At 67.3% G+C, this 23769-nt stretch carries 19 protein-coding genes; 7 read left to right on the top strand and 12 right to left on the bottom strand.

The window, feature by feature from the left end:
* Positions 1–170: 170 nt before the first annotated feature.
* From C1926_RS17710 to proC, 7 genes are read left to right on the top strand one after another with little or no spacing between them, the layout of a single operon-like run.
* Positions 171–2420, top strand: a complete 2250-nt coding sequence (locus C1926_RS17710) for a TonB-dependent receptor (RefSeq protein WP_108760105.1) — start codon at positions 171–173, stop codon at positions 2418–2420.
* A gap of 22 nt (positions 2421–2442) precedes the next feature.
* Positions 2443–3978, top strand: coding sequence for an amino acid permease (locus C1926_RS17705; protein ID WP_254057315.1), 1536 nt, complete (start codon positions 2443–2445; stop codon positions 3976–3978).
* Entirely contained in the window at positions 3975–5414 is a 1440-nt protein-coding gene (locus C1926_RS17700; protein WP_108760103.1) for an amidase family protein, read from the top strand. Before C1926_RS17705 ends, C1926_RS17700 begins: the two co-directional genes overlap by 4 nt.
* Before the next feature lie 13 nt (positions 5415–5427).
* On the top strand, positions 5428–6066 hold the full coding sequence (locus tag C1926_RS17695) for an FMN-binding negative transcriptional regulator (protein WP_108760102.1): 639 nt from the start codon (positions 5428–5430) through the stop codon (positions 6064–6066).
* Positions 6063–7055, top strand: a complete 993-nt coding sequence (locus C1926_RS17690; RefSeq protein WP_108760101.1) for an alpha/beta hydrolase — start codon at positions 6063–6065, stop codon at positions 7053–7055. Before C1926_RS17695 ends, C1926_RS17690 begins: the two co-directional genes overlap by 4 nt.
* Entirely contained in the window at positions 7052–9055 is a 2004-nt protein-coding gene (locus C1926_RS17685) for a S9 family peptidase (protein WP_254057313.1), read from the top strand. Before C1926_RS17690 ends, C1926_RS17685 begins: the two co-directional genes overlap by 4 nt.
* A complete protein-coding gene (gene proC, locus C1926_RS17680) occupies positions 9052–9873 on the top strand; it encodes a pyrroline-5-carboxylate reductase (protein WP_108760099.1) in 822 nt (273 codons plus the stop codon). Before C1926_RS17685 ends, proC begins: the two co-directional genes overlap by 4 nt.
* Positions 9874–9906: 33 nt before the next feature.
* Here the strand turns inward: proC and egtB are convergent, their stop codons facing one another.
* The 12 genes from egtB to C1926_RS17620 form a co-directional block, all read right to left on the bottom strand.
* Entirely contained in the window at positions 9907–12054 is a 2148-nt protein-coding gene (gene egtB / locus C1926_RS21945; RefSeq protein ID WP_108760098.1) for an ergothioneine biosynthesis protein EgtB, read from the bottom strand.
* Positions 12020–12601, bottom strand: a complete 582-nt coding sequence (locus tag C1926_RS17670; protein WP_108760097.1) for a DUF308 domain-containing protein — start codon at positions 12599–12601, stop codon at positions 12020–12022. The genes egtB and C1926_RS17670 overlap by 35 nt, the downstream gene beginning before the upstream one ends.
* Positions 12602–12760: 159 nt before the next feature.
* Complete coding sequence (locus C1926_RS17665; protein WP_108760096.1) at positions 12761–13351, bottom strand: HD domain-containing protein; 591 nt, start codon at positions 13349–13351, stop codon at positions 12761–12763.
* Positions 13352–13381: 30 nt separating this feature from the next.
* Positions 13382–13969 carry a TetR/AcrR family transcriptional regulator gene (locus C1926_RS17660; protein ID WP_079221150.1) on the bottom strand — a complete coding sequence of 196 codons (588 nt, stop codon included), beginning with the start codon at positions 13967–13969 and terminating at the stop codon, positions 13382–13384.
* Positions 13970–14032: 63 nt separating this feature from the next.
* Positions 14033–15109 (bottom strand): sialidase family protein, encoded by a 1077-nt coding sequence (locus C1926_RS17655; RefSeq protein WP_216822027.1) that lies wholly within the window; start codon positions 15107–15109, stop codon positions 14033–14035.
* A 14-nt stretch (positions 15110–15123) separates the two neighbouring features.
* Positions 15124–16683: a sodium/sugar symporter gene (locus tag C1926_RS17650; protein WP_108746227.1), complete on the bottom strand. Its 1560-nt coding sequence runs from the start codon at positions 16681–16683 to the stop codon at positions 15124–15126.
* A gap of 26 nt (positions 16684–16709) precedes the next feature.
* Positions 16710–17612, bottom strand: a complete 903-nt coding sequence (locus C1926_RS17645) for an SMP-30/gluconolactonase/LRE family protein (RefSeq protein ID WP_216822026.1) — start codon at positions 17610–17612, stop codon at positions 16710–16712.
* Positions 17609–18394, bottom strand: coding sequence for an SDR family oxidoreductase (locus C1926_RS17640; RefSeq protein WP_108760094.1), 786 nt, complete (start codon positions 18392–18394; stop codon positions 17609–17611). Before C1926_RS17640 ends, C1926_RS17645 begins: the two co-directional genes overlap by 4 nt.
* 5 nt (positions 18395–18399) lie before the next feature.
* Positions 18400–19548 carry a galactonate dehydratase gene (gene dgoD, locus C1926_RS17635; protein ID WP_108760093.1) on the bottom strand — a complete coding sequence of 383 codons (1149 nt, stop codon included), beginning with the start codon at positions 19546–19548 and terminating at the stop codon, positions 18400–18402.
* Positions 19545–20165: a 2-dehydro-3-deoxy-6-phosphogalactonate aldolase gene (locus C1926_RS17630; protein WP_254057311.1), complete on the bottom strand. Its 621-nt coding sequence runs from the start codon at positions 20163–20165 to the stop codon at positions 19545–19547. Before C1926_RS17630 ends, dgoD begins: the two co-directional genes overlap by 4 nt.
* 25 nt (positions 20166–20190) lie before the next feature.
* Entirely contained in the window at positions 20191–20907 is a 717-nt protein-coding gene (locus tag C1926_RS17625) for a FadR/GntR family transcriptional regulator (RefSeq protein ID WP_108760091.1), read from the bottom strand.
* Between the two features lie 99 nt (positions 20908–21006).
* Positions 21007–23763 (bottom strand): TonB-dependent receptor, encoded by a 2757-nt coding sequence (locus tag C1926_RS17620; RefSeq protein ID WP_108760090.1) that lies wholly within the window; start codon positions 23761–23763, stop codon positions 21007–21009.
* Between the last annotated feature and the right edge of the window lie 6 nt (positions 23764–23769).

The raw sequence follows: 23769 nt of genomic DNA, 5'->3' as shown, positions 1-23769 counted from the left end.
TCCCCATGAAATAAACATAATTCAATCAACACGTTGTCGCTAGTGCGGTGTCCGTTGATTCTGCTGGACAGCGGTGGCTGTTTTCACTTTCACTCGACCTCAGCCATGTGGGTTGCCGCTGCGCAGAGCGCGACCGGCGCCACGTCCATCGCCACCTGGGGGACCGTCTCATGCCGTTGCAGCTCCGCCTTCGCCCGCTCAGCCATGCTGTCCGTTTCGCGTGTTGTTTCGGCCTGTTCGCCACCGCCCCGGCCTGGGCGCAGGAGGCGCCCGCTGGCGCTGCGGCCGACCCGGCCCGTACCTTGGACACGGTGGTGGTCACCGCTGGCAAGCTGAAGGAATCGGTGCGTGAGATCGCCGGTTCGGTCTCGGCAGTCACCGACCAGCAACTGCAGGACATCGGCGCGCAGTCGCTGGCTGATTACATCCAGCGCACTCCCGGCGTGGTCTTCAACAACTACCAGCCGGGTGTCTCGCACGTGGTGATGCGCGGCATCGCCACCAGCGCTGGCAATGTGCAGGGCCAGCCCACGACCGGTTACTTCCTCAACGAAGTGCCGTTGACCGAACCGGGCTGGACCATCGCCATTCCCGATATCGATGCCTTCGACCTGAACCGGGTGGAAGTGTTGCGGGGGCCGCAGGGCACGCTGTTCGGGTCGGCCTCGATGGGCGGGGCGGTGAACTACGTGGCCAACATCGCCGATACCGGCGCCTTCGATGCCGCTGCCGAAGCGACCGTCAGCCAGACCCGCAACGCTGACGTGGGCTTTGCCGGCAAGGCAATGGTGAATGTGCCGATCAAGCAGGACCTGCTGGCGGTACGTGCGGTGGCGCAGTACCGCGACGATCCCGGCTTCATCGACAACATCGGCACCGGCAGGAACGGCGCCAACCGCAGCACGCTCGATGGCGGCCGGCTGTCACTGGTGCTGACCCCGAACGAGGGCACCACCCTGACCTGGCTGAGCCTGCTGCAGAACAGCGACAGCGATGACAACAGTTACCAGATTGCCGGACTGGGTGACCTCACGCGCCGCACCGCGCTGCCCGAATACACCCATACCAAGGTGGCCGTGCACAGCGCGCGGCTGGACCAGGACCTGGGCTTTGCCGACCTGACCGCGCTGCTGGCCTACCAGAAAAAGAAACAGGACTGGCGCTTCGACTACACGCCGGTGCGTGCGGCCTACAACGCCGACCTGGGCCTGGACCTGACCGCGCCGCTGTACATCGCCTCCGGCGGTGAAAGCACCGGCAAGAGCATCGAGCTGCGCCTGTCGTCCAAGCCGGGTGCCCGCATCGACTGGCTGGTGGGTGGCATGTACTTCGATTCGGACAAGAGCCTGCACGAGCAGCTGGGCGCGGAAGGTGCGGCCGCCGCGTTCGACCGTTCGCCGTTGTTCGGCCCCGGCAGTGGCGCGGTGATCGCGCCGGACGGGCAGATCTTCAACGGCTTCCTGACCGACCTGTCCGGCTCGGAAGCGGCGCTGTTTGGCGAAGGCAGCGTGCACTTCAACGAGCAGTGGAAGCTGACCGTCGGCGGCCGCCTGTTCCGCAACAAGGTGCGCACGGTCAGTACCCAGGTGGGCTTCTCGACCTGGCCGGGCGCGCCCAAGGTGTCGACCCAGGAGACCAAGGAAGACGGCTTCAATCCGAAGGTCTCCCTGACCTGGCAGGTGAACCCGGACGTGATGGTGTACGGCCTGGTGTCCGAGGGCTTCCGCTTCGGCGAACCCAACACCGCCGGACTCAGCGCCTACCCGGTGCCGTCCGGGTCGAAGAGTGACAGCCTGGTCAACTACGAACTGGGTACGCGCACCAGCTGGGCCGGCGGGCGCCTGCTGCTGGATGCCACGCTGTTCTACGTGGACTGGAAGGACATCCAGCTGCGGCTGCAGACGCCGGACCTGTTCAACTACGCCAGCAATGGCGGCAAGGCCTACAGCCGTGGCGTCGAACTGTCCGCCACCTGGCGCCCGGTCGACGCCTTCGAATGGCAGGCATCGGCCACCTGGCAGCGCGCCCGCCTGGATGAGGATCTGTTCATCCTGTACTACGGCACCGCGCCGAAGGGATCGCAGCTGCCGGGCTCGGCCGACTGGACGGTGAGCAACCTGCTCAGCTGGCACTTCGATGCGCGTTTCTCGCCGACGCTGTCGCTGTCACACCAGTACGTGGGCGGTGGCATCAGCGATCTGAACTCGGCCGTGCCGGGCATCACGCCCAACCGCCAGGGCAACTACAACCTGTTCGACCTGCGCTACCGCATGACCTTCGGCAACACCGATGTCACGCTGTTCGGCAGCAACCTGACCGACAAGCGTGGCATCACCCGCAGCGTGACCGAAACCAACGGCATCGGCGAAGGCCTGGTGCGGCCGCGCACCGTCGGCGCCACCGTGCACTGGCGTTACTGAGACGATGGACGGGAGCGGCCGCGTGCAGCAACGTTCAATCGGGCGCTGGCAACTGGCAGCGCGGCGCAAATCGCTGGAGGCGGTGGTGGCCGACGGCGAGCGCGCCGGCCTGCAGCGCCGGCTGGGTGCCGGCAGCCTGCTGGTGCTGGGCATCGCCAACATCCTCGGCGCCGGCATCTATGTGGTGACCGGCACTGCCGCGGCCAGTTTCGCCGGCCCGGCGGTGGTGCTGGCCTTCGTGCTGGCGGCGCTGGCCTGCGGCTTCACCGGGTTGTGCTATGCCGAACTGTCATCGGTCATCCCGGTGTCCGGCTCAGCGTATTCGTACTGCCAAGTGACGCTGGGCGAAGGCGCGGCATGGGCGCTGGCCTGGATGGTGATCCTGGAATACCTGCTGGCCGCCGCTGCGGTGGCCGCCGGCTTTGCCGGTTACCTCACCAGCCTGCTGGGCGATCTGCACGTGGTCGTGCCGCTGGGGCTGGCGGTGTCCAGCGTGACCGCCACCGCGCAGGGCGGGCACACCGTGCTGTCCTTCAGCGGCGGCATCAATGCGGTGGCAGCGCTGGCGGTGCTGGCCGCTGCCGCCGTGCAGATTGCCGGGGTAGGGCGCTCGGCACTGGCCAACCTGGTGCTGGTGCTGATCAAGATCGCCGTGCTGCTGGCCTTCATCGCGGTCGGTTCGCAGTTCATCGACGCTGCGCACTGGCAGCCATTCCTGCCGGCCAACGAGGGCGGCTTCGCCTACGGCTGGCCCGGCGTGCTGCGTGCAGCGGCCATGCTGTTCTTCGCCTACCTGGGCTTTGAGACTGTCTCGATGGCCGCCGCCGAAGCGCGCCAGCCACGTCGTGACGTGCCGGTGGGCATCCTCGGCTCGCTGGTGGTGTGCACCGTGCTGTACGTGGCGGCCGGTGCTGTGCTGACCGGGCTGGTGCCGTACCGCGAGCTGGGCGTGCCGGACCCGGTTGCGCTGGCGGTGGACCGCATCGGCTGGCCGGGGTTTGCGGTGCTGATCAAGATCGGCGCGCTGACCGGGCTGGGCTCGGTGCTGCTGGCCAACGCCTACGGCGCCTCACGCATCAGCCTGAGCATCGCCCGCGATGGCCTGCTGCCGGCGTTCTTCACCCGCGTCCACCCCACGCTCGGCACACCGTGGCTGGCCAGCGTGGCATTCGGCAGCGCCAGTGCACTGCTGGCCGCGCTGCTGCCGATCAGCATCCTGGGCGACCTGATCTGCCTGGGCATCGCCTCGGCGTTCATCGTGGTGTGCATCGCGGTGATGTGGCTGCGCTCCACCCGTCCAGAGCTGCGTGGCGGTTTCCGCGTGCCATTGGGCGGGGTCTGGATCGGCGGCGTGTGGCTGGGCGTTGTACCGGTGCTGGGCATCGTGATGTGCGTGGCGATGATGGTGCCGGTGCTGGGCGACATGCTGGCCCAGGTCCGCCGTGGCGATGTGCTGCCGGCCAGCATCCTGCTGGTCTACGTGCTGGCCGGTGCGGCCATCTATGTCTTCTACGGGCAGCGCCGTGCGCGCCGCCGGCTTCAGGAACCCATGGCATGACCCTTGATGATTTTCCGCTGGCCCAGGCACTGCAGCTGGGCCATCTGGATGCGCACGACCAGCACGCGCTGGTGCGTGCCGGCGAACTCTCACCGCGCGAACTGGTTGCTGCGGCACTGATGCGCGTGCGCCACCTGGACCCGATGCTGGGCGCACTCAGCCATGTCGATGCCGATGCGGCGCTGGAGCACGCATCGCGCGTGCGCCGCGATGCACCCATGGCGGGCGTGGCGTGGCTGCCGAAGGATTCACTGCGCTACCCAGGCATGCCCACGCGTGGCGGTTCACGCTCGCGCAGCGCGGTGCCGGCGCTGGATGCGCTGCCATTCGCTCAGCGCTTCGATGCGGCTGGTCTGGTGGCCATCGGCAAAAGTGCCATGCCCGAGTTCGGCCTGATGGGATCGACCGAGCCGCTGCTCGGGCCGGTCACCCGCAACCCGTGGAACCCCGCGTACTCGCCCGGTGGCTCCAGTGGCGGGGCCGGCGCGGCGCTGGCCGCGGGCATCGTGCCGCTGGCGCATGGCAGTGATGGTGCCGGTTCCATCCGCATTCCGGCGTCGGCCTGTGGCGTGGTCGGGCTGAAGCCGGGGCGCGGCGGCACGGTGATGGTGCGCGGACGGCATGCCATTGAAGACCTGATCGTGGCCGACAGCCTGATGTCGCGCAGCGTGCGCGATACCGCGTGGGCGTTCAGTGCGGCCCATCCCCGCGCCGGGCTGGACCCTCGCGGCTGGCTGCAGCCGCCGCGCCGGCTGCGCATCGGCGTCATCAGTGAATCGTTGCCTGGGTTGGCACCGGATCCGGCGGTGGCGGCCGTGCTGGAGCAGACCGTGCAGCTGTGCACAGCGCTGGGCCACGCAGTCGAGGCCACCACCTCCCCGCTGCCGGGCCGTGAGGTCTGGCAGGCCCTCTACACCCTGTGGTCGCGGTTGGGGCTGGATGCGGTCGAGCTGGCGGTGGCGCAGGGCGGCGATGACTTCGCGGCACATGCACTGGAACCGTGGACGCATGGGCTGGCGCGCTTCCACCGCCAGCACTGTGGCGTGCCCGAACTGGAGCAGGCCTATGCGGTGCTGGCGGCACTGCCAGCGGCATTCAACCAGTTCCACCAGCACTACGACGTGCTGCTGACCCCGACCGTGCGCACCTTGCCGCCGCCGCTGGGTGAACTCGCCCCGGACCGCGACTTCGACTCGCTGCTGCCAGCCATGTTCGAGTGGATCAGCTATACGCCACTGCAGAACCTGGCCGGCACGCCGGCCATCTCGCTGCCGGTGGGGCACCGTGACGGCTTGCCGGTGGGCATGCAGTTTGCCGCCGACCGCGGGCAGGAGCCCCTGCTGCTGCAGCTGGCCGCCGAACTTGAACAGGCCGCGCCATGGCGCGACCGCTGGCCTGCGGTGTCCGTGGCCAGCGCACTGGACCAACCCCACTGATGGAGTTCTACTGATGGGCCATGCCCGCGACAGCCGCTACGCCGCCCGCAACCAGGACGACGTGCTGCATCTGCTAGCCAGCCAACCCTTCGCCTGGCTGGTGTCCACCGGCGGCGACGATGCTGCCTTCACCCCTCTGCCGCTGCGTGCCGAGTGCGATGCACACGGCCGGCTGGTGGCCCTGCGCGGCCACCTGGCCAAGCGCAACCCGCACGTGGCACGGCTGCAGCGCGACGGCCGTGCACAGGCGCTGCTGATGGGGCCGCATGCCTACGTCTCGCCCAGCTGGCTGGATGACCGCACCCAGGCGCCGAGCTGGAACTATGCCGCGGCGATGTTCGAGCTGGATGTTGCTGTCAGTACGCAGGACGCGGACATCCGCAACGAGCTGGATGCGCTGATCACGCAGATGGAAGCCGGCCGTGCCAAGGCGTGGTCGCTGCAGGAAATGGGCGAGCGCTATGCGCGGCTGGCCAGCGGCGTGGTGGCGCTGCGCGGTGAGGTGCGCGAGGTGCGCGCCACCTTCAAGCTGGGCCAGGACGAAGCGCGGCACGACTTCGCGCAGCTGCTGGCCGGCCTGCAGGCCGGTGGCGAGCACGCGCTGGCGGACTGGATGATCGACTTCGCGGCCGGCCGCGGGGAGGACGCATGAGCCGCAGCCTGGATGCGCTGGACCCGCAGATCCGCCGCTTCATCGAAGATGTCTGCAACGAAGGTGCGCGCCTGCGCGCCGGGCGCACGCTGGACTGGCCGCAGCGCCGGGTGATTGCCGCACAGGCGCGTGCGCCCTGGCGCGAGGGCGGCCCGCGCATGCGCGACAGCGTGGATGTGCCGCTGGACTCCGCGTACGGGCCGTTCCAGCTGCGCGTGCTGACCCCGCAGCAGCGGCCGGCCGCTCCATCGCCCGCCCTGGTCTATCTGCACGGCGGCGGCTGGTGCATGTTTGGGCTGGATACGCATGACCGCCTGCTGCGCGAATACGCTGATCGCGCGCAGCTGCCGGTGGTGGCGATCGATTACAGCCTGGCACCCGAACACCCGTACCCGGCAGCGTTGGACCAGGCGGTGATCGCGTTGCAGTGGCTGCGCAGCGAAGGCGCGCGCTTCGGCATCGACGGCCAGCGGCTGGCGCTGGGCGGTGATTCGGCTGGTGCCAACCTGGCCGTGGCCAGCGCTCTGCGCCTGCGCGATGCCGGCGACCTCGATTGCATACAGGCATTGGTATTGAACTACGGTGCATGGACACCGCAGTTGTCCGAACAGGCGCGGCAGCAGCTGGGCCAGCCGCAGGACATGCTCAGCGGGGCGGAAATGGATGAGTTCTGGGATGCCTACCTGGGCGCGGATGCGCAGGCCGTGGCCGGTCCGCTGTCAGCGCCGCTGCATGCCGCGCTGCACGGGCTGCCGCCTGCGCTGCTGCTGTGGGGCGACCGCGACGTGCTGGCCGAGCAGAACCAGGCGATGGTGCAGCGCCTGCGCGATGCTGGGGTCACGGTCGACAGCCAGGTCTATCGCGGCGCGCCGCACAGTTTCATCGAAGCCATGGCGGTGTCAGCACTGGCAAACGATGCCATCGGCCGTGGCGCAGAATGGGTGCGCCAGCATCTGCTGCCGCCTGCCACACAGGGGAACCCTGCATGAGCTTGTTGTTGAACCGGATGTGGTGCGCCTGCCTGTGCGTGGCGGTCGCACTGCCATCGCTGGCTGCCGCCCCGGCGGCGCCGGTGCTGCCGACCCCCCAGGCGATCATGGCGCTGAAGGTGGTGGGCGACCCGCAGATCAGCCCGGACGGCAGCCGCATCGCCTATACGGTCGGCATGCCACAGCCGCAGGGCAAGCCGCCGCGCAGCCGCATCTGGTGGGTACCGGCCAGTGGCAAGGCAACCGCGAAGGAACTGCCCGCCGCAGACACTGCCAGCGAAGAGCATCCACGCTGGAGCGCCGATGGCCACTACCTGGACTTCATCTCCACCCGCGCGCTGCCTGCCGACGTGGAGCACGCTTCGCTGGGCGGCGCGCAGGTCTGGCGCGTGGATGCGCAGGGCGGTGCGCCGCAGCTGCTGACCCGCGCAGAGGGCGATGTCAGCGCTTTCGAGGTATCACGCGATGGCACGCGCATCGCCTATCTGTCGGCCGATGTCCCCGATGCGGCCACCACCGCCGCCGGCGAGGCCAGGGATGATGCGCAGCGCGTGGATCATCCCACCACGTTCAGCCGCGTCTGGCTGCGCAATCTGCGCAGCGGCCAGACCCGCGTGCTGAGCGCACCCGGGCAGCAGGTGCATGACCTGGCGTGGTCGCCGGACGGGCGCACGCTGGCGCTGCGCGTTTCGCAGGGCACCACGCTGAATGACTTCTGGTACCGCTCGCAGGTGGTGCTGGTGGATGCCGGCAGCGGTGCGCAGCAGGCCGAGCTGGAACCGCGTGCGTCGGCGCACCCGCTGCAGTGGTCGCCCGACGGCACGCGGTTGCTGTACGGCCACCTCGGCGAACATGGCATGACCGCCGACATCACCGTGCATGCCATCGGCAGCGGCCAGCGCACGGTGCTGGGTGCGGACTGGAACGGTACGCTGTGGCTGGCGCGCTGGCAGGACGACGAGTACCTGCTGGGGCTGGGCCAGCGTGGCGTGCGCGGCGCCTTCCTGCGCCTGGATGCAGCCAATGGCCGCTGGACGGAACTGGCGCGGCCGCAGATTCCCTTCGCCGCGTTCACCACCACGCGCAGCGGGCGCAGCGCCTACCTGGGCATCGGCAACAGCCAGCCGGCGGAAGTCTGGCTGCAGCAGGGCGCAGCGCTGGCAGTGCGCAGCGACCACCACCCGGAAGTTGCGGGCTGGGCGCATGGCAACGTGCGTGAACTGGCATGGACCTCCTCGCGTGACGGGCTGCCGATCACCGGCCTGCTGGTCACGCCGCCCGGCTGGAAGCCCGGCACGCCGCTGCCGACGCTGGTGCAGGGCCATGGCGGTCCGGCGTGGGCGTGGTGGTCGGGGTGGCTGGGTTCCTGGCACGACTGGGCGCAGCTGCTGTCCACGCACGGCTATGCGGTGTTCCTGCCCAACCCGCGCGGCTCCGAAGGCGGCGGCCGCGCGTTCGCCGAGCGGGCGCGCAACGATTGGGGCGGCGGCGATTTCCAGGACATCCTCGACGGCGTGGACCTGCTGGAGAAGGAAGGCGTCGTCGATCCGCAGCGGCTGGCGATCGGGGGCTGGAGCTATGGCGGCTACATGGCGGCCTGGGCGGTGGCGAACAGCCCGCGCTTCAAGACCGCGATCGTCGGGGCCGGGGTCATCGACATCGGTGCGATGGCGCTGACCACCGATACGCCGGATTACCTGCCCGGCTACTTTGACGATCCGCTGCGCAACCGCAGCGTCTACGACCAGCATTCGCCGATCCGCCATGCCAGCAACATCCGCGTGCCGGTGCTGATCCTGCACGGCGAACAGGACAAGCGCGTGCCGCTGTCGCAGGGCGAGATGCTGTACCGCGCGCTGCGCTTCAATGGCACGCCGGTGGAGATGGTGACGTACCCGCGCGGGCCGCACTGGTTCTTCGAGCAGGCGCACGGCCGTGATGTCCAGCAGCGCGTGCTGGACTGGCTGGACAGCCAGCTGGGCACGGAGCCAGTGCGATGAAGGCGGCTGCCGATATCGCGTTCATCGGTGGTGGCAACATGGCGCGCTGCCTGCTGCAGGGGCTGTTGCGGCAAGGCCAGGACCCCGCACGGATGGTGGTGGCCGATCCCTTGCCGGACATCCGCGAGGGCCTGTCTGCCGAGCTCGGCGTGCAGGTGGTCGAACAGGCCACGCAGGCGGCGCAGCGAGCACCGCTGTGGGTGCTGGCGGTGAAGCCACAGGCTGCCGAAGCAGTGTGCCGCGCGCTGGCCGCCACGGCCGCCGCGGTCTCGCCGCAGGTGGTGTCGATCATGGCCGGCGTTACCCACGCCCGGCTGCAGCAGTGGCTGGGTATCGATGTCAGTGTGCGCAGCATGCCCAACCAGCCTGCAGCGATCGGCGCGGGCATCACCGCACTGCATGCCGGCGGTGTGCTGCCTGACGCGGCACGTGCACAGGCGGAAGCGCTGTTCCGTGGCTGCGGGACGATCGTGTGGCTGGACGAGGAAGCACAGATGGACACGGCGACGGCGGTGGCCGGCAGTGGCCCGGCGTATCTGTACCTGCTGGCCGAAGCCCTGCAGCGGGCCGCCGAAGTGCGCGGCCTGCCGGCCGACAGCAGCCGGCAGCTGGCCCAGCAGACGCTGCTGGGCGCAGCGCGCATGCTGGAGGCCTCTGCCACGACACCCGCGCAGCTGCGGGCGCAGGTGACGTCTCCCGGCGGAACCACGCAGGCCGCGCTGGCGGTGCTGGCCGAGGGCGGCTGGCCGGCGATGCTGGACGCGGCCGTCGGAGCGGCCCAGGCACGCGCGCAGGCCATGGCCGCATCAGGTGGCTGAGCTGCGCAGCATCATGGCTGGCGTCGTTTCCCCTCAGGCCAACGACAGCAGGAACAGCCCGTAAGGCAGATCATCGTCCAGCCACTGATCCTCCACGCTCCAGCCGGCACATTCTGCGATTGCCGCCAGGCGCTGGGGCGTGAATTTGTGTGAGCTCTCGGTGTGCAGTCCTTCGCCAAGGGCGAAGTGAAAAGGATGGCCTGCAATCCGTACCTCCTGCTCGCGGCGGCTGACCAGCCACATCTCCATGCGGGACTCGCTGGCATTCCAGTGCGCACGGTGCAGGAATGCACCAGGATCGAAGTTGGCGCCCAGTTCGTCGTTGATCCGCACCAGCAGATTGCGGTTGAAGGCTGCGGTGATGCCGGCGGCATCGTCGTACGCAGCCAACAGCGTTTCTTTGTCCTTTACCAGATCCACGCCGATCAGAAGCTGGGCGCCCGACCCCAGGAGGTTGCGCAGATGCGACAGCAGCGCGACCGATTCCCCTGGGCTGAAATTGCCCAGCGTAGAACCCGGGAAGAAGCCCAGCCGCGCATGTCCATCAGCGAGCGCGGGCAGGGTGACGGCCTGGGTGAAGTCCCCTGCCAGTGCGGCCAGTTGCAGATGGGGATAGTCACGTGCGATGGCCGCGCCCGCCTGCGCAAGCGCGGACGCGCTGATGTCGATGGGTACGTAAGCACCGAGGTGCGGCGAAGCATCCAGGAGGACGCGTGTTTTCAGGCTGGCGCCGCTGCCGAATTCTACGAGCACGGTTCCGGGTTCGATGTGGCGGGCGATGTCGGCCGCCGAAGACCGCAGGAGGGCCAGTTCGGTGCGGGTAAGGTAGTACTCGGGCGTGGCGCAGATCGCCTCGAACAAGCGCGAGCCTTCTTCGTCGTAGAAGTATTTGGCCGGCACATTTTTCGGGGTCGCCGAGAAACCACGAAGCACGTCATCGAGGAACGCGCTTGACGGTGCGGGCACGGCAGGATCGTTGTCGCGTGCCAGGCGCACGCCATTGAACATCCAGCGCTGGGCAGGCGCAAAGAAATTACGGTACGTCGCCCTTGCGTGTCCGGGAGGGGTGATCGAGGAACCACCGCGCAAGACCATCTGGCCCGCCATGAACTTGCCGTTGTATTCGCCCACGGTTCCAGGCGGCGCGCGGAAGCCGGGGTAGGCGTGGTAGGCGCTGCATGTCCATTGCCATGCCTGGTCGTAGAGGCCGCCCAGGTTGGGCAGCGTCATTGCAGCGTGCTCCCACTCGGCTTCGCTGGGCAGGCGCGCACCGGCCCAGCGAGCGTAGGCGTCAGCCTCGTAGTAGCTCACGTGGCGCACGGGGGCGTGTGGATCCAATGGAGTGCGGCCATGCAGCGTCAGGGTGCTCCAGTGGTCGCCTTCATCGCGCCAGTAGAGCGGTGCCTGCCAGCCCTGCGCTTGGGCGGTTGCCCAGCCATCGGCCAGCCACAGCAGAGGCCGCTGGTAGCCGCCATCGGCGATGAAGGCCAGCCATTCCTCATTGCTGACCAGGCGATCGGCAAGCGCGAAGGAGTGCAGGAAGACCGTGTGGCGCGGCATTTCATTGTCGAACGCGAAGTCGTCGCCTGTCGCGCCGATGTTCACCAGCCCCCCGGCGATGTCGGCCCATTGCATGGGCGCGGCAGGCTGCGCGCGGGAGGGGAGTTCCGGGCGATACGCAGGCGACAGCGCCGATCGGGAGAACAGGTGCAGCACGTCCATGAGGATCAGTTCCTGATGCTGTTCCTCATGCGCCAGGCCAAGCTCGACCAGTCCGGTGCAGGCCACCGGCAATGCGTGAAGCAGCCTGTCCATTGCAGCATCGACATGGGCGCGATACGCCAGTACATCGTGGGCGGAGGGGCGTGTCATCAGGCCGCGTTCTGCACGCGGCAGCCGTGGGCCGGCGCCTTCGTAGTACGAGTTGAAGAGGTAGCCGAACGTTGGATCAAACGCAGCGTACCCCGGCAGGTGCGGCGCCAGCAGGAATGTTTCGAAGAACCAGCTGGTATGTGCCAGATGCCACTTGGTCGGGCTGGCATCCGGCATGGATTGGGCCGCCTGGTCTTCCACGCTCAGCGGGACGGCCAGAGCGACGCTGTGCGCACGTACAACACGATAGCGACGGCGTAGATGGCTCACAGACTCAGCCCGATTTGACGGCCGAACGTGCGCGCGCATTCTTGACGGTCACCCAGATGGCCGAGAGCAGGAAATAGAACGCCCCCAGGCCGGCGTAGGGGGCCACCGTGGTGACATCCAGGGCGATGCCACTGCTGGCCTGCTTGAAGAAGAACGCGCCGGCGGCTGCCGATTGCGCGCCACTGAGGATCATGACCCACTGGCCACCTGCGCTCTTCCAGCGACGCACAGCGGTAGCCAGCTGCAGCAGGCCGGAGAGGATCGCCCAGACACCGAAGACCTTGATCGTGGCGACCATGCCGGAAGTGAGGGCAACGCCGATGGCAATGGCAGTCACCACGCTGACGATGAAGTTGAACATCTGCGTGCCGTTCGCACCCAAGCCGCCGGTGCGGCGGGCATCGATGTAGTTCGCCAGCGCATCCCATGCCGGGTACAGCACCAGCAGCACCGCGCCTACGGCTGCGTTCTGCCGGCCAACCACAACGGCCAAGGCGATCCACGCAATGGATACGCCTGCGCGCAGGAAGTAGTAGCGCTGGAGCCAGGCACTTGCCGGGGACACGGAAGGGGCGGTGGCAGTCATGAAATTCTCCGGATTCGAAAGGAAGAAGCGTGGGTGGGTGATAGACTATCTACCAATAGGTAGGCTAGCGACGTGCATGCTTGCCTACCAGTAGGTAGGTCGTCAATCAGTTTCCGTCAGGACTCCGCGCCGGGTTGCCTTCTGTTCATTTCCTGGGCTTCAGCGGGACGCCGGGTGGCCTTGGAAGTGCTCGATGACCCACTGTTCGCAGAGTGCCCACAGGCTCGGCGCGCCTTCGCGGATGACCGGACCATAGCGCTCGAGCACCTGTTCCATGGAGACGCCATTCTCCGTCCAGGTCCCGCCGCCGGCGAATATGTTCGCCAGCAGGGGTTGGAAGCGATCCAGCGCCTTTGCAAACCTGGCGTCGGCGCTGCGCGCGCTTTCAAATTCATGCCACAGCGCCAGCATGTCCTCGCCCTGTGGCTGCGGCAGCATGCCGAAAAGCCGCTGGGCGGCAACGGCCTCCAGCTGCGCCTGATGGGCGGCACTGGTGCCGCCATGGATGGGCATGTCACCCACGTCGATCTCGACGATGTCGTGCAGCAGAAGCATGGTCAGCACGCGTTGGACATCGACCGCTTCCGCGGCGTGCTCAACCAGCACAAGTGCGTACATCGCCAAGTGCCAGGAATGTTCGGCCGAGTTTTCACGCCGGCTGCGGTCGAGCAGGGGCGACTGGCGAACCACATTCTTCAGCTGGTCGATCTCGCGAAGGAAGGCTATCTGCTTCTGCAGTGTCGTCGCCATGGAGCACGCTTCCCGTGGGGTCGAAGGGGATCAGGCGGCCGGGGCCAGGCGATCAAGCGACACCCGGACCAGGGACTCGAACGCCGCCGGTTCGCCCAGGCCACGCGCGGCGAGCATCGCACCATGTACCGCGGCCATGAAGGTGCGGGCTTCCACCTGTGGCGTCGCATGCAGCTGCAGCTGGCCCCGGGAGAGACCCCGCGTCATCGTCGAGGTGAGCCACTGGCTCAGGTCATCGAAATGCCCGCGCACCTCCGCCGCGACTTCGGGCGGCAGCGTGGGCAGCTCGGCTGCCAGCATCGCGCCGATGCAGAACGAGGACGTGCCGCCCAGGATGCAGCTGGACCAGTAATCCGAATAGGCGGTCAGCTCGCCCAGCGGGTTGTCCAGTTGGCCTTCCAGCAGCGCCAGGCCGGCACGGGCTTCGGCGCGGTAGCGCGCCACGACCTCCCGGACCAGATCGACCTTGGTGGGGAAATGGTGGTGAATGCTGGCCTTGCTGATGTTTACCTGCGCTGCGATGTCTGCATAGCTGAAACTGTTGTAGCCGCCAGACTCGAGCAGAATACGGGTGTAGGCGACGATCTCGGCAGCTTTCGGCGAAAGCTCGGTATCCATGAGGCACCTGAAGGTCCAAAGTATCAATCTACCAGTTGGTAGGCTTTGGCGCAACGGACCCGTTCAGCGGTCAGTCGATGGGCGGTAGGTGCCGAAACGGATCTGCACAGCCCCCTCCACCACATTGACGACGCCGATCTCCTGCGGGCCGATCTCGACAACGGCGGACCAGGAGTGACGGAAGCCGAGTGGCCATGCGGGCGGGCGGATCGTTTTCCACGTAACGCCGGCGTCCTCGCTTGCACTGACCTCATTGAGGCAGGAGGTCACGAACATTGCGCCGCTGGCGGTACTCATCACATGCGGGCCGCACTTCTGGTCGGCGAGGGGCGTGCCCAGGCCGACCGGCCATGTGCGGCCGTCCGCTGACGTTTTGTACGACACCGGGCATTGCGGATCGTCGCCGCAGGTTTCCAGCACCATCAGGTAGCCGCCGCCCGGGCGAGCCGAGATGACCGGCATGCCGGGCCGCAGGCGGCCTCCGCCAGGCTGTTCGGCAATGGTCGCCGCTGCAGACCAGGTGCGGCCACCGTCGTTGGATAGGCGCTGCGACACCACCTGGTTGTAGGAGGGCTTTTCGTCGGCGCGGGTCTCATCGGCGTAGACCACCGACAGGCTGCCATCCTGCAGTGGCGTCAGCACGGGTTCCCACACACCGCGGTCCTTGCGGCCGCGCGGCGTTTCGTTGGCGGTAATGGTGCTGAGGAAATGCCACTGCCGGCCCTGGTCATCGCTGGCATACAGGTTGAGACGGTACGAGCGGCGGTCGATCAGCGAGCGCATGGCCAGCAGCACCCGGCCATCGGGCATGACGCGCAGTTCGCCGTTGTCGAGCAGCCGCCCGGGCTCGGACACGCTGGACAAGGGCGCCCACGTGCGCGCGTTGTCATCACTGACCAGCAGCTGCAGCGTGGTCGGGCGGCCCTTGGGATAGTGGGTGGTTACGGCCAGCCAGCGTCCGTCGGGCAGCCGGGCCAGACGGCCCCAACCGGCATTGGCAGCGTCCACCGTCACCGTGTCTCCCCACTCCACGGTGGTTGCAGTGGCAGGCTGGGCGGCGACAAGCAGCGCAGCGAAGCCCAGTGCCAGGCCGCTGCGTCGCAGCGGGCGGGCCAGAGCGTCCATCGGGGGCATTTTCATCAGGCGCATCTCGGTCACCAGTAGGTTGCGTACAGCGCGACAAGGATGGCCACCACGGCCAACGAGGCAACGTTGAACGAAGGCGCGGTAGCGAAGCCCACATCATCGGTACGGATGCGGTCACGATCACCGCGTGCACGGGTGGCCAGCGCCACGCCGACGCCAAGCAGCAGCGTGGCCAGGAACACCACGCCCATGCGGTCCATGAAGGGCAGCAGCGGCCACAGCAGCTTGAACGCCAGCGACAGCACGAACGAACCGATGGCTGCCGCCAGCGCGCCGGCTTCATTGGCACGCTTCCAGAACAGGCCCAGCAGGAAGATCACCACGATGCCCGGAGTGAAGAAGCCGGTGAACTCCTGGATGTACTGGAAGCCCTGGTCGAAGCTGCCCAGCAGCGGCCGCGCGGTCAGCAGGGCCACGATGATCGAAACGGTGGCCGCGAGGCGGCCGACCCGGACCAGCTTGGCCTGCGGTGCGTCCGGCGCGCGCTTGGCGTAGAAATCCAGGGTGAATATGGTGGCCACCGAATTGATCTTGGACGCCAGCGAAGCGACGATGGCGGCGATCAGGGCAGCGAATACCAGGCCGAGAATGCCACTGGGCAGCAGCCCCAGCATGGTCGGGTAGGCGGCATCAGGGCGCTCCAGGTTGGGCGCCAGCATCACCGCGGCAATGCCCGGCACCACCACGATGGCCGGCAGCAGCAGCTTGAGGAAAGCTGCGAACACCACGCCCTTCTGCGCTTCCTGCAGATTCTTCGCGGCCAGCGCCCGCTGGATGATGTACTGGTTGAAGCCCCAGTAGCTCAGGTTGGCGATCCACATGCCGCCCAGCAGCACCGACAGGCCGGGGAGATCCTTGTAGAACGGGTTGTCCTTGCTCAGGATCATCTCGAACCGTTCCGGGTGCGCCTGCCACAGCTGCATGAAGCCATCGCTGACACTGCCGTCGCCGATCTTGCCCAGCGTGATGAACGTTACCAGCAGGCCGCCCAGCACCAGCAGGCAGACCTGCACGATGTCGGTCAGTGCAACCGCCTTCAGGCCACCGTACAGCTGGTACAGCAGCGCGAATGCGCCCAGCAGCACCAGCGCCACGTTCTGGTCCAGGCCGGCCACGCCGGCAATGGCGATCGAGCCCAGCCAGAGGATCGACGTCAGGTTGACGAATACATACAGCCCCAGCCAGAACACCGCCATCAACGTGCGGATGCGGTTGCCGTACCGTTCCTCCAGGAACTGCGGCATGGTGGTGATGCCATTGCGCAGGAAGATCGGCAGGAACCACTTGCCCACGATCAGCAGGGTCAGTGCCGCCATCCACTCATACGAGGCGATGGCCAGGCCGATGGCGTAGCCGGAGCCGGACATGCCGATGATCTGTTCTGCCGAAATGTTGGCTGCGATCAGCGAGGCACCGATCGCCCACCAGGGCAGGCTGCGGCTGGCCAGGAAGTAGTCCTGGGCCGATTTCTGTTGCCCGTCCTTCTCGCGCGACACCCACTGCGCAAGGATGAAGATGCCGGCCAGGTAAGCCAGGACGATGCAGATATCGAGGGTGGAAAGGCTCATGGAATCTCCGCGGGTGGTCCGCGCTGTCAGCGGGGCGGCAGGTGGTCGGGGTTGCCGGCGAACCGGGGCTCGGGAAGGCCGGCGGTGCCGGCATCGATGGCGAACAGATGGCCGGCCAGCGGCTCGCGGAAATGCTGGGCCGGGTCCAGCCCGTCCAGTGCGCTGGTGACGAACAGCGTCCGCAGGTCGCTGCCGCCGAAGGCGGGCCGGGTCGGTTGGCTGGCCGGTACCTGGATGACGCAGTCCTCGCGGCCATCAGGCAGATAACGGACGATCCGTGATGCGCCCCAGCGCGCATTCCACAGGCCGCCCTCTGCATCGACCGCGCTGCCGTCCGGCTCGCCGGGCTCATCACGCAGGTCGGCAAACACCTGCACCGGGCCGAGCGTGTCGCCATAGCGGCAGCACCACAGCAGCTTCTGCTGCGAGTCGCAGAAGTACAGGGTGTCACCGCGCGGGCTGAAGGCCACGCTGTTGGAGATCGCAACCGCTGGCAGGGCAAGGCGCTCCAGCCGCAGATCGGCGTGCAGCCGGTAGAACGGCGCCACGGCCTGCTTCAGGCCCACGGCCGGTTCGTGCAGCATGCCGAACACGAAGCGGCCTTGGCGGTCGCAGGCGCCGTCGTTGGCGCGGGTCTGTGCGACTTCGTCCAGCCGGTGCAGTTCGCGCAGTTCGTTGCGCCCGGGATGGAAGAATGCCAGCCGCGTTGCCAGCGCCAGCAGGAGCCAGCCATCCGCCTCGCACAAGGCCACTGATGCCAGGCGTTCGGGCATCGCCCACTGGTCCACCGCTGCGGTGGCTGGCTGGTAGCGCCACAGCCGGGACTGGACGATGTCGGTCCAGTACACCGCCTGTTCGCGTTCGCACCACACGACGCCTTCGCCCAGCGTATTGGCGGACGCCACCGCAGGAGTCAGGGCTGCATTCACACCCAGCCTCCATCCACGATGAAATCCTGCCCCGTGCACATGCGGCTGTCGTCGGCCGCAAGAAACAGCGCTGCACGGGCAAGGTCATCCGCACGCAGGTAACCGGGCAGGCACTGCGCGCGGCGCAGTTGCGCCTCGCCTTCTTCATCCAGCCACAGCCGCTGCTGTTTTTCGGTGATCACCCAGCCCGGCACCAGCGCGTTGATGCGGATGCGGTCCTGGCCCAGTTCCCGCGCGAGGCCGTTGACCAGGCCGTGCACGGCCGACTTGGCCATGGCGTACATCGGGTAGCCGCTGTTCTTGATCATCCAGCCGGTGGAACCCAGGCAGATGATCGAGCCGCCGCCGAGTGCACGCATGTCCGCTGCGACGGCCTGGATGGCGAAGTACTGGTGGCGCAGGTTGACCGCGATGCTGCGCTCGAAGTCTTCAGCACGCGTGTCGGCGAGGCTGTGGCGGGCGTCGTTGGCCGCGTTGTTGACCAGCACCGCGATGGGGCCGATCTGCCGGCGGGCCTCGGCGATGGCGGCCTGGAAGGACGCAAGCGCGGTGACATCGGCATGCAGGTAGATCGGCACGTGGCGCACATCGGCCAGTGCCTGGACCAGTGCATGGCCGCTGGCATCGTCGATGTCGAGGAAGGCGACCTTGGCACCCTGCCGGGCAAAGTGCTCGACGAAGGCTGCGCCGATGCCGGTGGCACCGCCGGTCACCAGCACACTGCGACCGTCCAGGCTGGGATAGGTGGCCATGGCGGGCTGCGAAGAGAGGGGGATGCTCATGCCGCTCACCACTCGGCCACGCTGCCATCGGCATGGCGCCAGATGGGGTTGCGCCAACGATGACCTTCGGCGGCACGCTCGTCCACGTACGCCTGGTTGATCTCGATGCCCAGCCCGGGGCCATCGGGGATGCTGACGAAGCCGTCCTGGTACTGGAAGGGCGTACGGTCGACCAGGTAGTCGAGCAGGTCGTTGCTGGCGTTGTAGTGGATGCCCAGGCTCTGTTCCTGGATGAAGGCGTTGTAGCAGACCGCATCCAGCTGCAGGTTGGCAGCCAGGGCGATCGGCCCCAACGGGCAGTGCAGGGCCAGGGCCACATCGTAGGCTTCGGCCATGGCTGCGATCTTGCGCGTTTCGGTGATGCCGCCCGAGTGCGAAGGATCCGGCTGCAGAATGTCCACGCCACCGGTCTGCAGCACGCGCTTGAAGTCGAAGCGCGAGTACAGGCGTTCGCCGAGGGCGATCGGTGCCGGCGAAAGCGCGGCCAGTTCCGGAATGGCTTCCAGGTGTTCGGAAAGCACCGGTTCTTCAATGAACATCAGGTTGAACGGGGCCAGTTCGCGCATCAGCACCTTGGCCATCGGCTTGTGCACACGCCCATGGAAGTCCACGGCCAGGCCGACATCGTTGCCGACCGCATCACGCACGGCCTGCACGTTCTCCAGCACGCGGGTGACCTTGGCATGCGAATCGACGAACTGCACCTCCTCGGTGGCGTTCATCTTGACCGCGGTGAAGCCCCGGGCCACGGCTTCGGCAGCTGCACGCGCCGTGTCTGCGGGGCGGTCACCGCCGATCCACGAATAGACCCGGATGCGCTCGCGGACGGGGCCGCCCAGCAGGGTGTGCACCGGTACGCCCAGTGCCTTGCCGTGGATGTCCCACAGCGCCTGGTCGATGCCGGCCAGCGCACTCATCAGGATCGGGCCGCCGCGATAGAAGCCGCCGCGGTAGAGGACGTTCCAGTGGTCCTCGATGTGGCGCGGGTCCTTGCCGATCAGGTAGTCGGAAAGCTCTTCCACAGCGGCGGCAACGGTATGTGCGCGCCCTTCGACGATGGGCTCGCCCCAGCCGCTGATGCCCGTGTCGGTGTCGATGCGCACAAAGCACCAGCGCGGCGGCACGAGGAAGGTAGTGATGGCGGTGATTTTCATGCGTGGGAGTCCGTGTTCGCCTGGTGCCAGGCGTCGATGAAGGCGCGTGCGCGGCGTGCGACCTCGGCCGCCGGGGTTCCCGGGGCATACAGCGCCGAGCCGATGCCGAAGCCGACGGCGCCGGCGCTGCGATAGGCGGCCATGCGCTCAGGGGTGATGCCGCCGACTGGCAGCAGTGCGGTGCCCGCCGGCAATACGCTTGACCAGGCCTTCAATACGGGGGGCGGCAACTGCTCGGCAGGGAACAGCTTGAGTGCGTCGGCGCCGGCGCGCAGCGCAGCGAAGGCCTCGGTCGGCGTGGCAACGCCGGGCGTGCAGCGCATGCCCAGCGCATGTGCCGAAGCGATCACCTCGACATCGGCATGGGGCATCACCAGCAGGCGGCCGCCCGCATTGGCGACGTCCTGTACCTGGCCGGTGGTCAGCACCGTGCCAGCGCCGACCAGGCAACGGTCACCCAGCTGCCGGGCCAGCAGTTCGATGCTGTGCAGCGGCTGCGGTGAATTGAGCGGCACTTCCAGCAGATGGAAGCCGGCATCGGCCAGGGCCGCACCGATCGCGGGTGCTTCCTGCGGGGTGAGCCCGCGCAGGATCGCAACCAGGGGAAGGGGTTGCATCCACGCGGTACTCATCGGAAGTCCTCTATCGAGCGGGTGCGCGCCTGCGCCAGCCACCCTTCAGGTTGGCCTTGGAGTCGGCAATCATGTCCAGCATGGCGGCGCGCGCCGCATCGGGCTGCTTCAGCCTGATGGCGTCGTACACGTCGAAATGCCGGGGCAGGGAGTACTTGAAGTCCTTGGCCGTCTGCGCCGAGAGCAGGAAGAAGGTGCCCAGCGCCGCGTCGATGACCGAGAACAGCGAGCCCAGCAGCTCGTTGCTGGTGGCATCGAGCACGCTCTCGTGGAACGCCAGGTCGGCCTTGGCCCATGCGTCCTGGTCGGTCGCATCGGCCATCGCCTGGTACGCCTCGCCGATCCTGGCCAGCTGCGCGGGCGAGCGTCGCTGGGCTGCCAGCGCCGCTGCCGCCGGCTCGATCACTTCGCGCATCTCCACCAGCTTGTTGACGAAATCCCGGGTGGGCATCAACGCGCAGCGCCACGCCAGGATGTCGCTGTCCAGCTGCTTCCAGTGCCGCGGCTCGCGTACCCGTGACCCGGTCTTCTGGCGTGTTTCGATCAACCCTTTCGAGCCCAGTACCTTCAAGCCCTCGCGCAGCGCGGAACGGCTCACGGACAATGTCTGCGCCAGAAGTTCTTCCTTGGGCAGGAACTCGCCTGGCTGAAGTACGCCGCTGATGATCCGTTGCCCGATCTCCTGGGCGACCTGGTCGTAGAGATTGCGTACCTCGATCCGTTTCACGGGTGCCCCTCTGGCTCGGTGCGCCGCAGGCCGCGGCCACTCCTATTATCCGACAAAAGGGATGCAGCAGGGTGTGGGGGGTGTTCATGCAGTCTTCCTTCAGAGCTTGAACCGGAAGCCGATGCCCACGGTCTTGTCCTGGTAGCGGATGTCACGCGGGCGGGTGTTGCCGTTGCCCCAGTACTGGTGCAGGTTGTTGCCCAGCAGGTTGGTGGCGGAAAACACCACGGTGGTGCGCGGGGTGGCGTCGTAGCTGATCGAGAAGTCCAGCGAGCTGGCAGCCTCCACCTGGTCTTCGGTGCCGGCCACGGTGGGCTGGGTGAAGAAATCGATGTAACGGCTGCGGTAGCCATAGGCCAGGCGCGCCGACATGCCGAAGTTCTCGTAGAACAGCACCGCGTTGTAGTTGTTCTTGGAAACGTTCTGCAGCGGGCGGGTGGTGATCGGGCCGCCGATGAATTCCGGCGACTTGGTGTCACCTTCGATGTAGGTGTAATTGAACTGCGCACCCAGGCCACTCCAGGCGCCGGGCAGGAAGTCGAAGGTCTGCTGGTAGGCGAATTCCACGCCCTGCAGGTGGCCGCTGCCGGCGCTCTGCGGCGAGGACAGCTCGTAGGTTTCCCCGGCAATGTCGACGTTGGTGATGTAGTTCTGGATGTAGCCGTTGATGTCGCGGTAGAAGACGCCGGTGCTGACGTAGCCCACTGGTGAGAAGTACCACTCCAGCGAGGCGTCGTAGTTGGTCGACTTGATCGGGCTCAGGTCCGGGTTGCCGCTGCTGGCCACGCCGGCACGGTTGAGCGTGCCCGGGTTCAGCGAGATCGAAGGATTCAGCGCGCCGAAGTCCGGGTAGCTCATGGTCTTGGCCGCGACCAGGCGCAGCTGCCAAGCCTCGTTGAAGTGCAGGTTCAGGCTGGCATTGGGCAGCGCCTGGGTATCTTTGGTATCGCGGCTGATGGCGCTGTAGACGCCGCTGGCGGCATCGAACGAGTAGGCATTGAGCTCGCGCTTGATCTGCTCGGCGCGGACGCCGACCAGGCCATCCACCCGCAGGTCGCCCAGGTTGAAATCGTACTTGGCCTGCAGGTAGCCGGCCGACTTGCGCTCCTGGATGTCGAAGAAGCGCCCCGGATTCTCTGCCGCCAAGCCGTCGGCCAGCCCGTAGTAGTTGCGCAGCGCATCGGCGTTGCCGATCAGGTAGTCATAGCAGGGCGTCAGGAACGGCTGGTTCAGGGCCGAGTTGCCGCGCTTGCTGCAGAAGAACGTGCCGCCCGGGATCGCGCCGGACGCAAGCAGGGCGTCGACCTGGTTGGCCGGGTTCGGCGAAGCGGTGATGTTGCCGGTGCCGGGGCCGCCCGGCGGCGGGGTGCTGATCTCGACGCTGCCCTTCGCGCTTGCATTGCGGTCCGCATAGCGCAGGCCGAACTGGATGGCGGCGATCGGGCCATCGAGGAATTCGAAGCGGCCATCACCGCGCCAGCTGTTCTCCTCGCCACGCGACTCGCCCCACGTCTGGAAGAGCCCATTGAGGTAGTAGCGCGAGGAGTCGCTGGCCGGGTTGCCGGCCAGATGCCAGTTCTGGTGGTTGCCTGCCGTGCCGTCCCAGATCGTGGTGATCGGGCCGTTCATGAAGGTGTCGATGATGAAGTTCTCATCGCGGTAGTAGCCCGAGGTCCGCGACACCTCCGTGGACAGCTCCAGCTGATCCCCGCGCCACTTGAATCCAAGCGCGTTCTGGATGTCCTGGCCACGTTGCCGATGGGCCTGGGTGCTGCTGGCGGCATAGGTGTCGCCGGTCCATTCGCCACTGCTGGCATCGCAGATGGTCTGCCCGGCCAGGGGGCCGTCAAGGCGGTTGGCATAGCAGTTGTCGCCCACCTGCAGGCGGGTGGGCTGTACCGCGCCCACCGGGAAACTGAACAGGAATGCCTGGTCATAGTCATCGCGCACGAAGTCGTACAGGCCTTCGACATAGACCTCGGTGCTCTCGCTCGGCTTCCACTGCAGCGCGTAGTTGAAGGCGCTGCGCTTGCGGTCGCCCTGGCTGTAATTGGTACCCCAGCCATTCGGCGCCGCCACCAGGTTGCCGGCGTCGGTGCGCATCGGTGTGCCGTCGTCGTTGTTCAGTACCTTGGGGAAGTCACCCCACACCGCGTCGTAGACGTAGTGCTTGCCGACATAGCCGAAGTTGACCATGGCGCCGAACTGCCCGGCGTCGGTATCCCAGCGGTTGCTCAGCAGCAGGCTGGCTGACGGGTCGATGTCACCGCCGTACTTGCTGTGCGTGCCGGTGACCGTGCCGGCAATCTCGGCACCGTCAAAATCCAGCGGCCTGCGCAGTTCGATATCGACCAGGCCGGCAATGCCGCCCAGCGGCAGGCTGGCTTCGCTGCTCTTGTAGACACTGAGGGTCTTGATTGCGGTGGCCGGCAGGTTCTGGAAGGCATAGCCGCGCCCGGAGCTGCTGAAGATCTCGCGCCCGTTGAGCGTGCTCACCACATTGGGCAGGCCACGGATGACGACCCCGGTGGTCTCGCCCTGGTTGCCCTGCGCGACCTGCACGCCGGTCACGCGCTGCAGGGCATCGGCAACGCTGTTGTCCGGCAGCTTGCCGATGTCTTCGGCAACGATTGAATCGACCACCATGGCCGCTTCCTGCTTGAGCGTCTGCGCGGTCTGCAGGCTCTGGCGCAGCGCGGTCACCGTCACGGTATCAAGATCGGTGGCGGTCGGCTGCTGGGCCGCGGGTGAGGCCTGTCCGGCGGTGCTGGTGTCCTGGGCCTGGGCAAGGCCGGGCAGGGCCAGTGCGGACAGGATGGCAAGGGAGAGCAGGGTGCGGGAAGAAGAAACGGTCATGGCGGT

The sequence above is a fragment of the Stenotrophomonas sp. ZAC14A_NAIMI4_1 genome (assembly GCF_003086915.1).
Classification (GTDB): Bacteria; Pseudomonadota; Gammaproteobacteria; order Xanthomonadales; family Xanthomonadaceae; genus Stenotrophomonas.
The sequence above is the reverse complement of the archived record's forward strand: the minus strand, read 5'-3'. Positions and strand labels throughout refer to the sequence as shown.